Genomic DNA, 17,892 nt, shown 5'->3' on the forward strand with positions numbered 1-17,892 from the left:
TACCGTAAGGTAAACTACTATGAAAATCTAAGAAAACAGGAGAAAACGGGAGATTTTCCTTTCTTCATTGAGGGAGTATAGTTAAAGAACCTTTATTGTTTTTTATTAATGGAAATAACAGGATAACGGAGATGAGATGTAGAAACAATTGACAGGTCACAAAATTATGGAGGACCATAATGAGTAAATTCAGTTTGTTTGGTAAGTTTACGGTACAAGAAGGCGAACGTGAAACAATGGTAGATATTTTGTTGGAAGCAGCAGAATCAATGAAGAATCTTGATGAATGCGAGATATACCTTGTAAATATTTCTGAAAGTGAACCCAATTCTGTTTATGTTTATGAAGTGTGGAGTAATGAAAATGCCCATCAAACCTCTCTAACTCTTGAAGCTACCCAAACTTTAATAAAGCGTGCAAAACCAATCATTAATGGAATGGAGAGAATCAGCACCCTAAAAACAAGGGGCGGGAAGGGTATTTAAACGAATTCTAATTGAGCTATCGGGTGCGTTGATCCAGCAGGATTAATGGCCTTTTTTTGAACTCCTTAATTAACAAACGGGGCATTTAGTTAAATTGGTGATTTTTTATAATAGTTATCACATTTTATCCACAGACAAATTGATGGTATGGAAATAAAATGGGTTTAAAAGCGATGGATGTGATAATATGATGGAAAATCTTCCTGTACTATATCAAGGAAAAGAATATTTATTAATCGTTCAATATGCATCTGGATTTTGTGAGATCATTGAAAAATGCGATTCAACCCAAAAAGTTAAACTAGTCCATTTTTCCAAGCTAAGACTCAAAACCGAAACCAATCAATATCATATTTTATAAGATTTTTATAAAGGCATTAAATCCAAAAGGGGATTAATGCCTTTTTTGTTGAACTCCTTATTAAACAAACGGGGCAGTTTAGTTTAAGTGAAGTTATTCACAATCTATATTCAATTGGGTTAGTTACGACAAATTTTCCACTTTAATGATCTCTATAGAGAGTTGTCCTTTTCCTCTACACAAAAGGACCCCCGCCATAAGGAAGGGGATTCACAGGTTTATCGTTTTGTCTTGGTTATCTCTCAACCGCTTTACATCTTCTTTAGGTGGTAAGCCAAACATACGCGAATATTCACGGCTAAACTGTGATGGACTTTCATAGCCAACCCGGAATGCGACATCTGCTGCATCCTCTGATTCGGATAATAACAGGCTCCGAGCTTCTTGTAGTCTCAGTTGTTTTTGGAATTGAATTGGGCTCATTGCCGTTACCTCTTTAAAGTGCCGATGAAGAGAAGAAACACTCATATTTGCTATTTCTGCAAGTTCCTCAATTTTAAAAGACTTTTCATAGTTATTCATGATATGTTCGATCACGTCACTGATTTGATTGGTGGAACTTCCTTCTATTGCTATTTGTTTTAATAACCCCCCATGTTCTCCTTGCAGAACCCTATAGATGATTTCTTTTCTAATTAGAGGAGCAAGTACCTTGATATCTTTAGGAGTATCTAGCAAACGAGCTAACCTTGTTACTGCGTCTAGCAAAGATGTCTCTATTTTGCTGACATACATTCCTCGTTTTGCATTTTCTTTCTTTTCAACACCCATTTGGAATTCACGTAACACTTCCAATATTTCACTCGGTGTGAATTCAAGTTTGAGAGCCAGATAAGGAATTTCAGAAGAGGCTTCCGTGACTTGTCCGGTTATTGGTAGCTTAACGGATGCAACAAGGTAATCGGCAGGACCATACTGAAAACGCTCCTTTAAAAGCAATACCTCCTTCATCCCTTGAACAATAATGCATAAGGAAGGCTTGTAAACTCCGTAATTTGGTCCAGTTTCGCTAGAGTATCGGGAGAAAAATAAAGACGGAATAGCAGTCATTTGAGTACCGTCCCGTCCAGTGTTATCCTCTATAATTTTGGCGAGCTCAACTCTTTGTCTATATAATTGTTCAAACATAAAATCCTCCTTTTTGTTCTTCTTTCGTGATGGTCCCATTATAAGGCAAACTCACTTTCTGCGTAAATGGTTGTGAGAGAATTATGCAATCATCTGATAGGATTGTGATACCAGTGGTATTTTTGTTTGTTGCATAATAAGAATGCAAGTTATGGCCCATCTTTATTTTTTTGAAAAAATTTCAATTTATAGATAAGGGAGTAGATAGAACACCATAAATAACACATGGAAAATATACATGCTAACTCTCATCAGTTCTTGGTTGGCACCTCACAATTCGTCATCTCTGGCATTCTAGATAAAGTAGCTTCTTCCGTCGATGTATCATTATCAGCGGCAGGACAGCTTATTACCGTATTTGCTCTTGCCAACGCAATCGGCACTCCCATCTTCATGGTTGCGACCGCAAAGTTGGACCGCGAAAGCAGCTACTACTTGCTCTTGCTTTCATATTTCTAGGAATTGTTTCAACACTTGTTCTACCAGGTTTCGGTTTTCTAATGGTTTCGCGGATCATTCTTGGAGTCGGAACTGGTGTCTTCGTCGTCACCTCTTATTCCACCGCAGCTAATCTTGCACTACCGGGAAAACAGGCTGGAGCAATGTCGAATATCGCATTAGGCTTTAGTGCCTCCCTTGTTCTCGGTGTTCCCATCGGTCGAGTAATTGCTTCTGCATATGACTGGAAATTGATATTCTGGGGAATTGGAATTTTCACCGTGCTGGGATTCATCGCTATCGCAAAATCAATCCCATCTATGGAAAGTGAAGCGCCTGTTCCTCTAAGAAAGCAACTTGCCCTGTTAAAGACTCCAAAGGTTGCTATCGCCCTTAGCGTGACGTTCTTCGTGTTTATTGGCTATTCTGTGGTCAATACGTACACCACCCCTGTTCTGACCTCTGTCATGTCAATGGGTGAAGGGGAAGTTAGCACCATACTCTTTGCAATTGGTATCGCAAGTTCGATTGGTTCCAAGCTGGGCGGTTTCATGGCAGATGGAATCGGTACTAACCGAACACTTGTCATCAGCATGATTGCACATGCCTTATCGCTTGCTTTCCTGTCGGTTGACGAGAAATCTACATTTGTTGCCATCGTTTTACTTATGGTTTGGGCAATTGCTGCATGGGCTTTTGCACCGACACAGAATTTTAACCTGCTTTCAATCTCGCCGGAAGCCTCCGGTATCATGCTTAGTTTGAATGCTACCTTTGTGCAGCTCGGCTTTGCTGCAGGAGCTGGTATAGGAGGAATTGCAGTAGATGGCTCATCAATATTATCAATCTGTTGGATTGGAGCTGTTTCGGTCGCTGTGGCGATTGCCGTCATGTCCGTCTCCTTTAGGCTTAAAAGATTGTTAGCAAGTACGCAAAGATAATTTTAATACAGGGCTATTAGTACAACATAAGAGATTTCGTAAGATTTAAATATACTATTGGCAAATTTATTAAAAGAGGAGTGTGAATTATGAAAGTATTGATTTTAGGAGCAGCAGGTCAAATAGCCCGTATGCTTCATAATGAATTACTCAATACAACTGACCATTCAATCGTTCTTTATGCAAGAAACGCTCATAAGCGTTTAAACGTTAATGACGATAACCGTGAAGTTGTCTATGACGGTGATTTTAAAGACAAGGATAAACTAATCTATGCTATGAAAGAAGTTGACCTTGTATATATTAACGACATGGGTGATGATAAATCAACAAAAACAATCATTGATGTCATGTATGATGCAGGAGTAAAAAGAGTAATCGCGGCATCGGTTCTTGGAATATATGATGAAGTGCAGGGAGCTTTCGGAGAATGGAATAAACGTATGATTGGCGGAAGCCCCAGAATGCAGTCCCAGATTGAATCAGCACGGTTATTAGAAAGTTCAAAGCTGGATTATACACTATTAAGATTGACATGGCTTTACAACGAGAATAGGAATACTAAAAATATGATTACCCAAAAAGGAGAGTCGTTTGTTGGTGCACAAGTTACACGTCAAGCTGTAACTCAATTAATCATAGATATTATTAAAGAAAAAAGTGATAAATATTTTCTAACCAGTCTAGGAGTAAGTGAACCAAATACAGATTGGCGAAGCCATCATTCTATTAAGAGTAATGTTGAGAGGCATAAGCTAATCATTAATAGAATAGAAAGGAGAGAAAAAATATGCAAAGGTGTAAGTTAGGGAATAGCGGCTTAGAAGTTTCCGCAATCGGGCTTGGTTGCATGGGAATGAGTCATGGTTATGGTCCGGCATCGGACAAGAAAGAGATGATTGCGCTGATTCATGCAGCTATTGATCGAGGCGTCACTTTCTTCGACACCGCCGAAGTTTATGGTCCATATGTGAATGAAGAGTTGGTTGGTGAAGCACTTAAACCTTTCAAGGGAAAAGTGGTCATTGCCACCAAATTCGGTATCCAAATGGAAAATGGCAAGCAGGTACTTGACAGCAAGCCGGAGACCATTCGCCAATCAGTTGAAGGCTCATTAAATCGTCTAAAAGTTGACACCATCGACCTCTACTATCAGCATAGGGTTGATCCAAACGTGCCAATTGAGGAAGTAGCCGGAGTTGTTCAAGACCTAATCAAAGAAGGTAAGGTTAAATATTGGGGGCTTTCTGAAGCAGGAGTACAAACGATTCGCCGTGCGCATGCAGTTCAGCCCTTGACTGCGATTCAAAGTGAATACTCCATGATGTGGAGAAGTCCTGAAGAACAACTATTGCCTACCCTTGAAGAACTTGGAATAGGCTTTGTTCCGTTCAGTCCTCTGGGCAAGGGCTTCCTTACAGGAAAAATTAATAAAAATGCAACATTCGTTAGCTCCGATTTTCGCAGTATTGTTCCTCGCTTCAAACCGGAAAATATCGAAGTGATTCAGATATTGGTCGATCTGATAAAGAAGATTGCACTAGGGAAAGATGCAACCCCTGCTCAAATCGCATTAGCATGGGTGCTTACTCAGAAGCCATGGATTGTTCCGATTCCCGGTACAAGGCAACTGGAACGCCTGGAAGAAAATCTTGGCGCAGCGGAAGTTGAGCTGACAGCTGAAGAACTACATGATTTGAAGGACGCACTATCAAAAATTGAAATTTTGGGAGAGCGCTACCCGGCAGAATACGCAAATAGAGTCGGAAAATAAAAGATACTAAAAATTTAATTAACAGGAGGAATTTTTTATGCAAAAAGTAACCTTAAACAATGGGGTTGAAATGCCAATACTTGGTTTTGGGGTTTTTCAAATGCAGGATGAAAATGAATGTGAACAAGCTGTTTACGATGCGATTATGGCAGGATATCGTCTAATCGATACGGCAGCCTCTTATCTAAATGAAGAAGCAGTCGGCAGAGCAATCAAGCGGAGCGGTGTGCCAAGACAGGAATTATTCATCACCACAAAACTTTGGGTACAGGATGCTGGTTATGAGACCACTAAGAAAGCATTTGCCAATTCACTAAAAAGACTTCAATTGGATTACTTAGACTTGTATTTGATTCATCAGCCATTCGGCGATGTATATGGTTCTTGGCGAGCTATGGAGGAATTATACCGGGAGGGAAAAATCAAAGCAATCGGAGTAAGTAACTTCTATCCAGACCGCCTAATTGATTTAATCATTCATAATGACGTTGTTCCCGCAGTAAATCAGGTCGAAACACATGTTTTTAATCAACAAATTGAAAGTCATAACTTTATGAAAGAGAACAATGTTCAGATTGAGTCTTGGGGACCGTTTGCTGAAGGAAAAAATAACATGTTCCAGAACGAAACTTTGATATCAATTGCAAAAAATTATAATAAATCCGTTGCACAGGTGGTTTTACGTTGGTTAACACAAAGAGGCGTCGTTGCGATTCCAAAATCTGTTCGTAAGGAAAGAATCATTGAAAACTTCAATATCTTTGACTTTGAATTAAGCCAAGAAGATATGGAGAAAATTGCTACCCTAGATACGAAACAAAGCTTGTTCTTTTCACATCAAGACCCTGAAATGGTGAAATGGATCGGGACACGTAAACTTGATATTTAATGTTCATTCTTTCAACTCAAAATGATATTCTGGGTTGAGTCTACTCACCTAAATACTGTTGACTATTAAGGTGTTGAATCCATAAAAAAGCGTGTGAATTCTACACACGCTTTTTCCATTAAAGTCTGTTGCGTAAGGAATAGAAGTTTTGGGCGAAGGCGATGTCAACCATGACAGTAGCAAAAGAAGTATTCTCAAAAGAAAAATAAAAATAACGAAAGGATGTTTTTTGATATGTCTAATATTCAAGATAAAAATGTCATTATTACAGGTGCATCCAGTGGGATCGGAGAAGCAACTGCAAAAAAACTTGCCTCCAAAGGCGCAAAACTTGTTCTTGTAGCGCGCCGTGAAGACCGTTTAAAAAAATTACAACAAGACATTCAACATACTGGCGGTCAAAGTTACCGATGTGACTTCGAATGAACAAATGGAGGAACTCGCAGGGACTGCTCTTAAACAATTTGGAAAAATCGATGTACTGGTCAATAATGCCGGAGTCATGCCACATTCATTTCTTTATAAGAAATAGATTGATGATTGGAACAAGATGATTGATGTCAATATTAAAGGAGTGCTTTATGGCATTGCTGCTGTTCTTCCAACAATGAGAGAACGTAAATCCGGTCATATTATTAATCTTTCTTCTGTAGCAGGACACTTTGTAAGTCCTGGGAGCACCGTTTATGCTGGAACTAAGTTCGCAGTGCGTGCTATTTCAGAAGGATTGCGTAAAGAAGAGGCTGGAAACAATATTCGTTCAACTATTATCTCACCAGGCGCAGTTCAGTCTGAATTAATTAATTTGATTACCGATATGGATTTAAAACCTGGAATTGATAAACTTTATGAAGATGTTGCCATTGATGCTGAAAGCATTGCCCGTGCCATTGTTTTTGCAATTGAACAACCTTCTGATGTAGCAATAAATGAAATGATTATTCGTCCAACGAGCCAGGAGCGTTAGGGAATATGGCTATATCAAAAGATGCCGTCAGCAATATCAAAGCTTCAAAACGGGGCTAGTCTGAGAATTGGAGGACTAACAGAAACTGAAGGAGCGGGCTGTTGAAATAACATAAAAATAGATTGATACTAAATTACTGTAAGGAGTGTATACAATGAAAGAAGTTATTCTTTGGACCGGTGCTGGACAGATCGGCATGGCGATAGCAAGAAGAATCGGCTTTGGTAAGAAAATTATTGTTAGTGATAAAAACTTAGATAATGCCAGGGCTATTGCAAAAATTATGGAAGAAGCCGGATTTGATGTGGTGCCAGTCGAAACGGACATTTCTTCCAGAAAATCTATTTTAAAATTGATTGCGGAGGGTCAGAAATTCGGTGAAATTACTGCTCTTATCAATGCGGCTGGAGTGTCACCGAGTCAAGCACCTATTGAAATGATTTTGAAGGTTGACTTGTATGGAACCGCAGTATTGCTGGAGGAAGTAGGAAAGGTCATAGCTCCTGGAGGTGTTGGTGTAACAATTTCCAGTCAGTCTGGGCATAGAATGCCTCAATTGGGAACTGAAATTGATGAACAGCTGGCAACCACACCAACTGAAGAACTCCTTAGTTTAGAAGTCCTTCGACCAGAAAACATCAAGGACACATTACACGCTTATCAAATTGCGAAACGGTGCAATGTGAAACGAGTTATGTTTGAATCTATACGTTGGGGGGAGAAAAACGCTCGTATCAATTCCATTTCACCAGGGATTATTGTAACGCCATTGGCTATAGACGAATTCAATGGTCCAAGAGGAGATTTCTATAAGAATATGTTTGCAAAGTGTCCTGCCGGACGTCCAGGAACAGCTGATGAAGTTGCAAATGTTGCTGAGCTGCTGTTGATGCCACATGGAGCTTTCATCACCGGATCTGATTTCCTAATTGACGGTGGAGCTACGGCTTCTTATTTTTACGGACCACTTAAACAAACAGAACAATGAAAGGAATCTCAATACCGAAATATGATTATGCTGTTGGCAGAGGGAGTAAAGTGTTCTTAGTAAAGGATAATGATGTTTGTATAAGAAATATAAAAGATGAAAAGTTTGTGAAGTAATGTACTTAAACTATCGGGGGCGTTCGTTAAACAAAGTAATGGAGCTGAGAGATCAGCTCTTATTTCATTATTTGGCAGATTAATTGAACAGCAATTTCATTATAGTGGGATATTTATGATTGATTTTAACGGAATGAACATTACCATAAATAAATGGTGTTTCCATTACAAACAAAGCCTATCCAATACAAAAAAGTTTTGGATAGGCTTTTCTTTATAAGAGCGATTTGTTTATGCTTAAATGGAAATATTTTTGTGGAACAGTATTATGTTACAGCACAACAACTATCAAAAGAATAAAATCCATGTAATCTATAATTTAACTTAGGAGTGATGCAAATGAATGAATATATACAGTTGATGATTGATTGGATTGAGGAAAATATTAAAAGTGAATTTTCGTTAGAAGGCTTAGCTAGTTATATGGGATATTCCCCTTATTATTGTTCTTTTAAATTTCATCAGGTAACAGGTATAAGCATTAGACGCTACATTCTTTTTAGAAGGGTGTATTTATCTACGAAGGATTTAGCAAATAATCGGAAGATAATTGATATTGCCCTTGATTATAATTATTCTTCGCAAGAAGCCTACAGTAGGACTTTTAAAACAGTATTTGGTGTTAGTCCTAGAGAATTTCAGTTCAATCAAATGCCTGTTCAATCATTTGCTAAACTCACTATTCATCAGAGTGAGGATGGTAACAGTATGAATAAATCTAGAGAAACTGAAGTTGAACAATTAAAAAATAGGAATAGGGAATTATTTGACCAAGATGTACTGAACATATTAAACGGTCAATTAATGTATGATGAGTTTAGTAATAAAAAACTTATGGGAGATTCTGATTATGTACCTTTCAATGAAGCAATGTGTGTAAATGCAACTACGACATCCATTTTCGATTATGCATTTATACAAACGAGAGCATCCGGACATTGTGTGTCTGTTGAAAATTATAGCAACAAGGTAATAAAGCCCTTAAATAATCTGTTTAAGAAAAACTATAACTATATTGTTTTATGGTTTGGGGAAGACATGTTTTGTCAAATGAATCTGCTAACTATCCTTGCGTATCTTGAACAGTCTCAGTATAAAGGTAAAGTGTTTTTTAATAGCTTTAGAGAGGATGAATTTAAAGTAAGCCAAACGGAGCTTACTTTAGGTAGCTATTATTCGGTTTATGAAGAAGTATTGATCAATCATATGAAGCCAACAAATAAACTAATTCCAGTGATGTACCAGGCAATAGTGTTATTTTTAGAAATGCAGACAGAAAATAATGCCGTCATAACATACATTTCAAAAAATAAATATTTACCTACATCCGAATTGCTTAAGCGATTATTCGAGGTTTTCCCATCAATAGGATATGGAGATACACAATATTTGGAGCTGATTGATAAAATAAAGTGAGCAAAGGTATACGTTCATTGAAGATCATTGAGTTGCTTCGGCAGCTCTTTTTGTTATTTAACAATAGGGGCAGTTTAGTTTAAGTGCAATCCTTCATAATCTGGTTATAATGATTATTCCAAAAACAAAAACTCAATCAAATATTTATAAGTTAATTTGAAAAACGTTGTGAAAGTAAAGCAAAAAGGATTGAGCCCGATCATCACAGTGCTCAATCCTTAGTAGCTGCTCTAACTAGTTGTCTTGGATTCATTTTTCTACGATATCCATTTAACTTTTAATATCTTTTTCAATCACTTTATAAAGTCTTAACTAAGAAACTTGCAATGATAACGGATGCAACTGTTACGGTAGAAAACCCTGCTATTAACATAGGCGGGGATAGTTCATTTAAGAGTGTTTGTTGTTCATCCTCGGTTCGGCCAACACTGCGGCTAACTTCCTGACATAAAATATAATCAGCAGGAAAACCAAACATGGCAGTTAAGGCCATTGACATCCCTTTATAAGGGTGAATTTTTAATAATTTTGAGAAAATGAAACCTCCCCCTACAATACCGACTTGGCCAACTACTATAATCGTCAACACCTGTGGAATAAAATGTAGGAATTGAATGAAGCTTACGGTACTCATTGAAGCGATCACAATAAAAATTGTTCCGAGTACCGCAATGCTTGAAGCTTTTGCTTTGTCCATAATATTTTCGTCATAAAATTTAAACCTGGAGCCTATTACACCAATTATTAAACACCATATGGTGGAACTTACTCCGGTATAGTTCCCTATCAAAGTTGCAATAGAAGCACCAAGAAATAATTTAAATAAAAGAACATTCGCTGTATTAAATTCATATTTCCTTTTTGGTTTACTTTTTGGTAAATTACCATGTAAAGGCACATCTAACGCAGCTGCAACATACCTTTTTGGATCCGCCAAGTCCATTTTATCACGTAGAATAATCGCATATTTTCGAAGAAAGTAAGAGGCAACCGGCATTCCAAATAATTTATGGACAGCTAAGACAAGTGCCGGAATAGCCACTAAATTTTCAAAACCAAGTTCTTTTAACCTAGTCGAGGTAACAATAAAAGCGATAATTCCCCCTACAATAGGCCCCATACCAGCCACAGCAGTTTGATAACCAAAGAGCATTGAAATAACTGGTAAAACTAAACAAATGGAAACGACTGTTCCTCCCAGTGCTATTAGAACAGCTTTATACTGCTTAATCATTAAAGACAATGGAATCAGTGTACCTAAATGAACAATTAAAGGACCTGTCATTAAAACACCAATCTGACTAAAAGTCGATGTTTCTACAATATTTTTAGGGAAGACCCCTGTCCAAATTAATACAAGAAACCCTAGAATTGCAATTAGTAACATAGGTACTCTTGCTCGGGTTAATACAGAAACAAATTCTCCTATAGCAACTAATCCGAGAACTAACATTGCTGCAAATAATGGCTCATGAATTGTCATATAAATCCTCCTTAAAATCCCAAATGAAAAACATATCCCTTCAACCAACTCTTTTGATTTTTCCGACTTTAACATGTATAAACCAGAAGTTCATTTTCAGTTTGAATTGGTTTCGCTTAAAAAGAGATTCGTACATACTTACAAACGGAAGAAAATGGATGTTTTTGTTTTCGTTTGTTAGAATAAAATTGAAAATATTCATACATTTGATTTTTAATATAATTTCGATTATAAAATATATTCTGAAAAAAAACTATAAATTTATCGAATTTGTGTCGAAATTTTTTTCATTATCTAAAAATTGATTTTTTTTGCGATTTTTGACCAAGAAATAGAAATTGAAACACGAAAGGAACAGGTATTAATTACCTGTTCCTTTCGTATTGTTTCCTTATATTTGCTTACGATCTGGAAAAGTTTGTGAAGAAATATATTTAAGTTAACGGGGGCTTACGTTGAGTAAAAGAGTTGCTGTGGTAGCTCTTTTTTTGCTTAATGAGCTATCGGGGCAGGTTAGCTCAAAAAGGAGTGATTAAAAATTTGAGATTTTCAAGTATTGTACTATGATGAATTTAATTCAATTATTTTAGGCGAGTAATGGATGGGACAGTGACCGATACTCTTACACTATCTACTGAGCATTTTAACTAAGGAGTGGTAGAAATGGCACGTGTTTTATTTATTAATGGTGGATCAGAAGGACATATCAATCCAACTATTGGAGTGGTGCAAGAGCTTATTTCGCGTGGAGAAGAGGTAGTGTACTTTGCGATTGAAGAATTTCGAGAGCGTATTGAGAAGACGGGAGCTACCGTACGAACATTTGATGGTCAAAAATTTTTAAAAGCCTTTATCTCAGGTGGAAGAAATTATTTACTTGAAAGAATCAATGGTCTTCTGCGTACGGCAGATATCATGATTCCTTGTGTTCTGGAGCAAATCGAAGGAGAGCATTTCGATTATATCATCCACGATTCCATGTTTGGTTGTGGATATTTAATTGCACAAATACTTAAACTTCCGGCAATTAATTCTTGTACTTCATTTGCCCAGTCAAAAACATCATTCGATAAAATGTTGGAACAGCTTTCTAAAACAATTCCTACAGAAATAGTTAATGAATTTCAAAGCCTGACGGAAAAGGTAAAGGAAAAATATGATGTGGAGATCCATTCTCCTTACGAAGTTTTTTGTAATCCTGCACCACTTACAATAGTTTATACAACTAGAATGTTTCAACCTTTTAGTGAGGCATTTGACCAAACATACAAATTTGTAGGCCCATCCATTTCTTCACGTTCACAACAAGAAAATTTCGACCTTACTGTATTCAAGGGGAAAAGCCCAATTTACATATCACTGGGTACTGTCTTTAACCAAGCAATTGATTTCTATAAGCTTTGTTTTAAGGCATTAGGGAATACTGATCATACCGTTGTCATGTCTATTGGGGAAAAAGCTCAAATATCTGATTTGGGGGAGATTCCTAAAAACTTCAATGTAAAACATTATGTTCCACAAACTGAGGTGCTGAAATACACTAAATTATTTATCACTCATGGTGGAATGAACAGTACCCACGAAGGTCTCTATTACGGGGTTCCGCTAATTGTAATCCCACAAAGTGCGGATCAACCGATGATTGCCGGGCAAGTTACCAATATTGGAGCCGGTATTACATTACAAATGCAAAGCTTGACTGCAAAACAACTACGTGAAGCAGTAGATCATGTGTTAAACCACCCATCTTTCCATAAAGCTGTTGCAAATATTAGGGAATCCTTTCAAAAATCGGGGGGGTATCACCAAGCTGTTGATGAGATTTTCGAATTTAAAAGTCAATATGATATCTAAATATAAAATTTCTCAGCTGCCATTATTGGTGGCTTTTTCTTAGCGTTCCGGCAATTCCTTTTTTAATTTAGTAATGGAACAGGAACTATGTGTATCCCAAGAAAGAGGGGTAATATTGAACATGAAATTTCAAACGCTTCCACATAACAGTTCTTTAAAATTTCAAAGTTTGAAATTAAAATTCCTTTTTTTTGTTTAATCTTGACGATATTACCATTTTCATAGATATCAGAAAATATAATAGTTCATAAATAGCGATAGTACTCAGCAAAATTTTTTAGCAGATGTATTACATTTTCATCTGAATAATTAATTAAATCACTCACGTCTTTTCGGAGTTCCAAAATTTCGTCAGGAAAATCGCGCTTAGCACGGGTTTAGTATTTCTCTCAAATCAGCAATTTTCCTGTTAAATCCCCTGATTTGTGATATTATTCGAATTAGTTGAATTTTTTTATTTTAAATATTGAGGAGATGTTATGACACTTGTAACGAAAGATTTACTTATTAACTTTTTATGTATCCTTATTCCTTTATTCTCAGTTCAAATGTTTTACTTATTAAAGTTTGCTTATCAACAAGAAAAATTAATAAAGTGGATTTTTTCGATTTTTCCTGTTCTATCTCTTGTTCTGTGTATGCTGTTTCCTATTGGCATGGGTCGGGATTTCACATGGGATCTTCGCGGTATTCCTTTTGTTTTAGGAACATTATACCATGGTAAAAGATTAGGAATTACTTTATTAATTGTACTATTAATAATGCGTTTTTACATTGGCGGCAACGGTTTTTATGTAGTACTTATAGTTTTTTCACTGCAATATATTTTGTTATTCTATTTATCAAAGTTCTATTTAGATATGTCTTTAAAAATTAAAATAATAGTAAATATATTAGTGGTACTTATATCAACAATGATGCCAATTGTTTTATCCGAATTGATATTTGGAATCCATATTAAAACAATTATGCGAATAGAATATAGTGTGATAAATTTAATCGCAATGGTTATTACCACACTGCTTTATGAAGTAATAAGAAAAAATTTTCATGTATTACAAGAGATAATAAAGGCAGAAAAGCTTGAAGTTGTTAGCCATCTTGCAGCGAGTATCTCGCATGAAGTTAGGAACCCACTCACGGTTAGCAAAGGATTTATCCAAATGCTATCTGAAGAAGGCTCCGTGCAGAAAAGAAAGGAATATGTAAATATTGCACTTCTAGAATTGGATAGAGCCACAGAAATCATTAATGATTACTTAACATTTGCGAAACCTGCACCTGAAAAAAATGAAATGATAAGTGTTTCTAATGAGATTCACAGAGCAGTAAATATAATTAATCCGTATGCAAATATGAATGGTGTATCAATAGAACTGTGTTTATTAGAACCTGATAATTTGTTTGTTAGAGGAGATAAAAAAAAATTCCAACAGTGTTTGATTAATATATTGAAAAATGGAATTGAATCTACGTCTACGAATGGGCAATTACATGTCCATCTAAGTAATACATCTGATACTGTGCAAATTGATATTCGAGATGAAGGAATAGGTATGACACAAGAGCAGATCAATCGCCTCGGCGAGCCTTATTTTACAACAAAAGAAAAGGGAACAGGACTTGGTATGATGGTGTCGTTTAGCATTATAAAAGGAATGTACGGGAACATTAGAGTTTCAAGTGAACAAGGAAAAGGAACCTGTTTTTCCCTCAGACTACCACTGTGTTACGACAACCCTGTATCTTAAAATGTTTCAGAATTTACCTTTTCTGGCTTGCGCAAAATTTTAATACGTTCATCAAGAGACTGTTAATAAAAGGATTGCTGCAGGCAATCCGTTTTTTTATTTACTGAACTAACCCGCCCCATTAGATAAAGATAGTATGCGAACAATGGGCAAGTGACAATTAGATATAATCAATCCCTTTTTACCTCATACTTTTTAATGATTTAGTAAATGAATGAATTTCATAATTCAAATCCCTTGTCTTCCAAGCGTTTTAGGACATGAAAAAAGGAGTACCTCCCCAAATTCTTGTATAATGTAAGTGACCAAACAAACAAAAACAAGAATGGAAATGAGGTTTCTCCCATGTCTATTATACGACAAGAAAGCCTGTTTGACATGCAGGATTTTTATGAATTGGAACCATCTAAGCGGTTTGAAGCAATTTTTTCTACTCTTCACTTTGAACCATTATTATTTGCAGTTAATAAAAAGTCTGTTTACGGTGCACCGACAGAACTTAATTATCCTGCCATGATTTATGCATTGGTAGCTCGTTTTCTTGAAAGAATACCTACAATTAAAGATCTAATTAAACGTCTTACTCAGGATTTTATGTTTCGTTTGGATTGTGGCTTTCTATTTTCGGATCGAATTCCTTCAGAAGCATCCTTTTCTAGACTTACTTCTAAATTAAGCGAACACGAAGCCTTTCAATTAGAAGTACAAGAAAGAGAAAATCAAAAATCGATTTACGAAAAGACGATAGAAGCCTGCCCATTAGCTTAGAGACCTTACGAACTGAGGCTCCGTTAGAGCCCAATTGGGGTATAAAGAAACATAGCGAAGGTAAAAATACCTTTTGGTTCGGCTTCAAGGCACATCTAGCAGTGGGAACAAGCAGTCAGTACATCTTACAACCAATGATGACCTCTGCTAGTTTGAACGATGGAAAAGCAGCCATTACTCTCCTTAAAGGGATCCAGGAAAGGGCTTCCTTCTCTACCCATTCGTTACAGTCTTATGGACGCTGGTTATGACTATGTGCCAATCTATCAACAACTTCTGAATATGAAAGCTTATGGAATCATCGCCTATAATAAGCGGAATGAAGGTGAAATGATTGGCTTTGATGAACATTTTGCCCCGACATGTGTGAGAGAACATTCTTATCGATACGAAAGTTATGATGAAAAGTATCGCTCATTGAAGTAAGAAAGACCAAAAGAGTGTGAAACCTGCCCATTATCCAATGATTCTCTATGGCAGAATGTCTATAAAGTAAAGATTGATACTGATATTCGAAGATATACTGCTCCTGGACGAGGTTCTGAAGCTTGGAAAAAACTTTATAAACAAAGAACTGCGGTTGAACGAGTGAATGCGTATTTAAAAGAGTTCTTCAAATTAAAAATGTTCGATACCGAACTGGCAAAAAGGCAAAAGTTCATTTTGATTTAATTACTCTTGGGGACAAACTCACAAAACTGGCTGTAGATAGAATCAATAAACCAATGAGAGAAATGAAAATGGCTGCTTAATTTTTTTTTTTTTAAATAGCATTAAAAATTCGGTCAGCTTAATCATTCTAAAAAACAATTATGAAATTAACTCAAATAATAAGAAAAAATTAATGGAGTTTAAGTCAAAATAAACCAAAACTTATTTGCTCAGAAGTTGCTGCATTATGGAGTGCTTATATGCAGAATTCAATGGCTTATTGTATCGACCAGCATTTTGCCAACGTAAATGAAGATGCAGATGCTAACAGACATCATCGAAACCGCCTTAACAAATTGTAAATTTGTTATTAAACGAAGTTAAAAGAGTTTTTGAAATGGAAAATCATGCAATACCTATTGGATTCACACAAGAAGATGTAAACTTAAATGTGGGCCGATTATATTCAGACCTTTTTACCTTGCGATATATTAAATACATGGCTGCGGCTGGAACAGCAGCTGCAGCAGCTTTACTTGAAGTATTGGCACGAAAGGATATATTATATTTTTTTGCGAAAACTTCCGAAATGTTTGAAACTTTACAATGACAGTTGTGATTTACTTCTTAAAAAGGGTGCCTTTATCCGTTCACCTGCCATTGCTCCAATGGAAAAAGCTGATACCTACAAAGTGAACATTTCTATCATGATTAATTGGTAAACGTCGACCTTTAACTGCCATTGATTTAGCACATATTTCTAAAAATCCGGAGTCAAACTCAATTGGCAGAACATTTGTATCTGGTTTTTCTCAAGTAGCTAAATCACCCGAAGTTAGAAAGTATTTGGAGAGAGGTACTGAAATAGCGGAAAGCATGAAACTGTATTTAGACAAATGTTAGTAGAAGATGGTGGTCCTTTACCGAGTACATGGGATTCTACCATATCTCAATCCGTTGATGCACCATTTTCAGATAAGCTAATGATGTTTCAGACGCTTAGTCTAAACGAATTTAGTGTTGCTGGGTACGGTGCTTCAATTGGGGCAAGCCTAAGAAAGGATTTAGGTGGACATTATACAAGGTTAGTGGCTGAAATACTTCAATATGGGAATGATGGATTTAAATTGATGATTGAAAACAGGTGGTTGAAACAACCTCCACAGTATGTAGATAGGGAAGCTCTAAGGAACCGAAGTGGTTAAATGTAAACAATAGTGACTAAAACAGCGATGCTTTTGCAATCGCTGTTAATTTTGTTATGGTAACTAAAAAGGTAATCTAAATGCCCTATATTGTGAATATTTCACTTAAATAAACGGGGGCTTATGTTTAACAAGCGGTTGCGGATGCAGCCCTTTTTCTTGCTCAACTAAAGGGCAGAATAGGTTTAAGAAGCAATTTTTTTGAAGATTGGGGATAGGAAAATGTAAAGAGTTGGAAATAGATTGTATCAAGTAGAACAAGCGTTGAAATCTATAATATGTATTGGGGTATCGAAAAGTTAAATTGGTATATCATCTAATAAATCATTTCAAAATGGATATTTGCCCTATTACCCTTTTATTAATAAACACATATCTTGGTTTGAAAGGTTTTAAAAAGGAGGGGAATAAAAATGGATAGACAAATTCAACCAACTTATTATCCGCAATATACTGGTTATCCGCAAGATACTGGTTATCATCATCAGTACTATCCACAGTATCACCATTATCCACATCATCATTATTACCACCATTATCCACATCATCTTCATTATCCACATCATCATTATTACCATCCTGGATATTAAGAAAGCTAATTTGTGGGGAGGATAGTATTGTGTTACTGTCAAAATAGGTTTGGAGCAACGCCGAGTACGTAGAGCAGAAGAAATAAT

13 protein-coding genes and 4 pseudogenes are annotated in these 17,892 nt (G+C 36.3%); 14 read left to right on the forward strand and 3 right to left on the reverse strand.

Annotated features, from left to right (window positions below; translation table 11 throughout):
• The first annotated feature begins 179 nt into the window (after positions 1 to 179).
• Positions 180 to 485, forward strand: coding sequence for a putative quinol monooxygenase (locus G8761_RS25625; protein ID WP_166030773.1), 306 nt, complete (start codon positions 180 to 182; stop codon positions 483 to 485).
• A 571-nt stretch (positions 486 to 1,056) separates the two neighbouring features.
• On the opposite strand, the gene G8761_RS25630 is transcribed toward G8761_RS25625, so the two are convergent.
• Positions 1,057 to 1,974, reverse strand: a complete 918-nt coding sequence (locus G8761_RS25630) for an AraC family transcriptional regulator (protein WP_166030774.1) — start codon at positions 1,972 to 1,974, stop codon at positions 1,057 to 1,059.
• A 461-nt stretch (positions 1,975 to 2,435) separates the two neighbouring features.
• On the opposite strand from G8761_RS25630, the gene G8761_RS25635 reads away from it, so the two are divergent.
• From G8761_RS25635 to G8761_RS25665, 7 genes and pseudogenes are all read left to right on the forward strand, one after another.
• On the forward strand, positions 2,436 to 3,353 hold the full coding sequence (locus tag G8761_RS25635; protein ID WP_338001040.1) for an MFS transporter: 918 nt from the start codon (positions 2,436 to 2,438) through the stop codon (positions 3,351 to 3,353).
• Between the two features lie 89 nt (positions 3,354 to 3,442).
• Complete coding sequence (locus tag G8761_RS25640; RefSeq protein WP_207789348.1) at positions 3,443 to 4,162, forward strand: NAD(P)H-binding protein; 720 nt, start codon at positions 3,443 to 3,445, stop codon at positions 4,160 to 4,162.
• Positions 4,144 to 5,127: an aldo/keto reductase gene (locus G8761_RS25645; RefSeq protein WP_166030775.1), complete on the forward strand. Its 984-nt coding sequence runs from the start codon at positions 4,144 to 4,146 to the stop codon at positions 5,125 to 5,127. Before G8761_RS25640 ends, G8761_RS25645 begins: the two co-directional genes overlap by 19 nt.
• A 37-nt stretch (positions 5,128 to 5,164) precedes the next feature.
• The gene (locus tag G8761_RS25650) at positions 5,165 to 6,016 is read left to right on the forward strand and encodes an aldo/keto reductase (RefSeq protein WP_166030776.1); all 852 of its coding nucleotides are present in this window, start codon (positions 5,165 to 5,167) and stop codon (positions 6,014 to 6,016) included.
• Positions 6,017 to 6,250: 234 nt separating this feature from the next.
• Positions 6,251 to 6,983: pseudogene (locus tag G8761_RS25655) on the forward strand (SDR family oxidoreductase).
• Positions 6,984 to 7,137: 154 nt separating this feature from the next.
• Positions 7,138 to 7,971, forward strand: coding sequence for an SDR family oxidoreductase (locus G8761_RS25660; protein ID WP_166030777.1), 834 nt, complete (start codon positions 7,138 to 7,140; stop codon positions 7,969 to 7,971).
• 455 nt (positions 7,972 to 8,426) lie between these two features.
• Entirely contained in the window at positions 8,427 to 9,503 is a 1,077-nt protein-coding gene (locus tag G8761_RS25665; RefSeq protein ID WP_166030778.1) for a helix-turn-helix domain-containing protein, read from the forward strand.
• Between the two features lie 298 nt (positions 9,504 to 9,801).
• Here G8761_RS25665 and G8761_RS25670 read toward each other — a convergent pair whose 3' ends face one another.
• Complete coding sequence (locus tag G8761_RS25670; RefSeq protein ID WP_166030779.1) at positions 9,802 to 10,986, reverse strand: hypothetical protein; 1,185 nt, start codon at positions 10,984 to 10,986, stop codon at positions 9,802 to 9,804.
• Positions 10,987 to 11,649: 663 nt separating this feature from the next.
• Here G8761_RS25670 and G8761_RS25675 point away from each other — a divergent pair.
• From G8761_RS25675 to G8761_RS27495, 6 genes and pseudogenes are all read left to right on the forward strand, one after another.
• On the forward strand, positions 11,650 to 12,840 hold the full coding sequence (locus G8761_RS25675) for a macrolide family glycosyltransferase (protein ID WP_166030780.1): 1,191 nt from the start codon (positions 11,650 to 11,652) through the stop codon (positions 12,838 to 12,840).
• 479 nt (positions 12,841 to 13,319) lie between these two features.
• Positions 13,320 to 14,591, forward strand: coding sequence for an ATP-binding protein (locus G8761_RS25680; protein WP_166030781.1), 1,272 nt, complete (start codon positions 13,320 to 13,322; stop codon positions 14,589 to 14,591).
• A gap of 345 nt (positions 14,592 to 14,936) precedes the next feature.
• Positions 14,937 to 16,111: pseudogene (locus G8761_RS25685) on the forward strand (transposase).
• A 111-nt stretch (positions 16,112 to 16,222) separates the two neighbouring features.
• A pseudogene (locus G8761_RS27760) lies at positions 16,223 to 16,372 on the forward strand (DUF3231 family protein); the annotation flags it as partial.
• Between the two features lie 35 nt (positions 16,373 to 16,407).
• On the forward strand, positions 16,408 to 16,620 hold the full coding sequence (locus G8761_RS27765; protein WP_275940743.1) for a DUF3231 family protein: 213 nt from the start codon (positions 16,408 to 16,410) through the stop codon (positions 16,618 to 16,620).
• A 146-nt stretch (positions 16,621 to 16,766) separates the two neighbouring features.
• A pseudogene (locus G8761_RS27495) lies at positions 16,767 to 17,215 on the forward strand (DUF3231 family protein).
• Between the two features lie 324 nt (positions 17,216 to 17,539).
• Here the strand turns inward: G8761_RS27495 and G8761_RS26870 are convergent.
• Positions 17,540 to 17,892: hypothetical protein (locus G8761_RS26870; RefSeq protein ID WP_420800290.1), on the reverse strand; the 353-nt coding region annotated here is incomplete at its 5' end.

Origin of the sequence: Neobacillus terrae (assembly GCF_011393025.1) — a bacterium.
Taxonomy (GTDB): Bacteria; Bacillota; Bacilli; order Bacillales; family Cytobacillaceae; genus Neobacillus_A; species Neobacillus_A terrae.

Coding starts and splice junctions, on each gene's coding strand:
- G8761_RS25625 (WP_166030773.1), top strand. CDS start 180: ATGAGTAAATTCAGTTTGTTTGGTAAGTTTACGGTACAAGAAGGCGAA.
- G8761_RS25630 (WP_166030774.1), bottom strand. CDS start 1,974: ATGTTTGAACAATTATATAGACAAAGAGTTGAGCTCGCCAAAATTATA.
- G8761_RS25640 (WP_207789348.1), top strand. CDS start 3,443: ATGAAAGTATTGATTTTAGGAGCAGCAGGTCAAATAGCCCGTATGCTT.
- G8761_RS25645 (WP_166030775.1), top strand. CDS start 4,144: ATGCAAAGGTGTAAGTTAGGGAATAGCGGCTTAGAAGTTTCCGCAATC.
- G8761_RS25650 (WP_166030776.1), top strand. CDS start 5,165: ATGCAAAAAGTAACCTTAAACAATGGGGTTGAAATGCCAATACTTGGT.
- G8761_RS25660 (WP_166030777.1), top strand. CDS start 7,138: ATGAAAGAAGTTATTCTTTGGACCGGTGCTGGACAGATCGGCATGGCG.
- G8761_RS25665 (WP_166030778.1), top strand. CDS start 8,427: ATGAATGAATATATACAGTTGATGATTGATTGGATTGAGGAAAATATT.
- G8761_RS25670 (WP_166030779.1), bottom strand. CDS start 10,986: ATGACAATTCATGAGCCATTATTTGCAGCAATGTTAGTTCTCGGATTA.
- G8761_RS25675 (WP_166030780.1), top strand. CDS start 11,650: ATGGCACGTGTTTTATTTATTAATGGTGGATCAGAAGGACATATCAAT.
- G8761_RS25680 (WP_166030781.1), top strand. CDS start 13,320: ATGACACTTGTAACGAAAGATTTACTTATTAACTTTTTATGTATCCTT.
- G8761_RS27765 (WP_275940743.1), top strand. CDS start 16,408: ATGGAAAATCATGCAATACCTATTGGATTCACACAAGAAGATGTAAAC.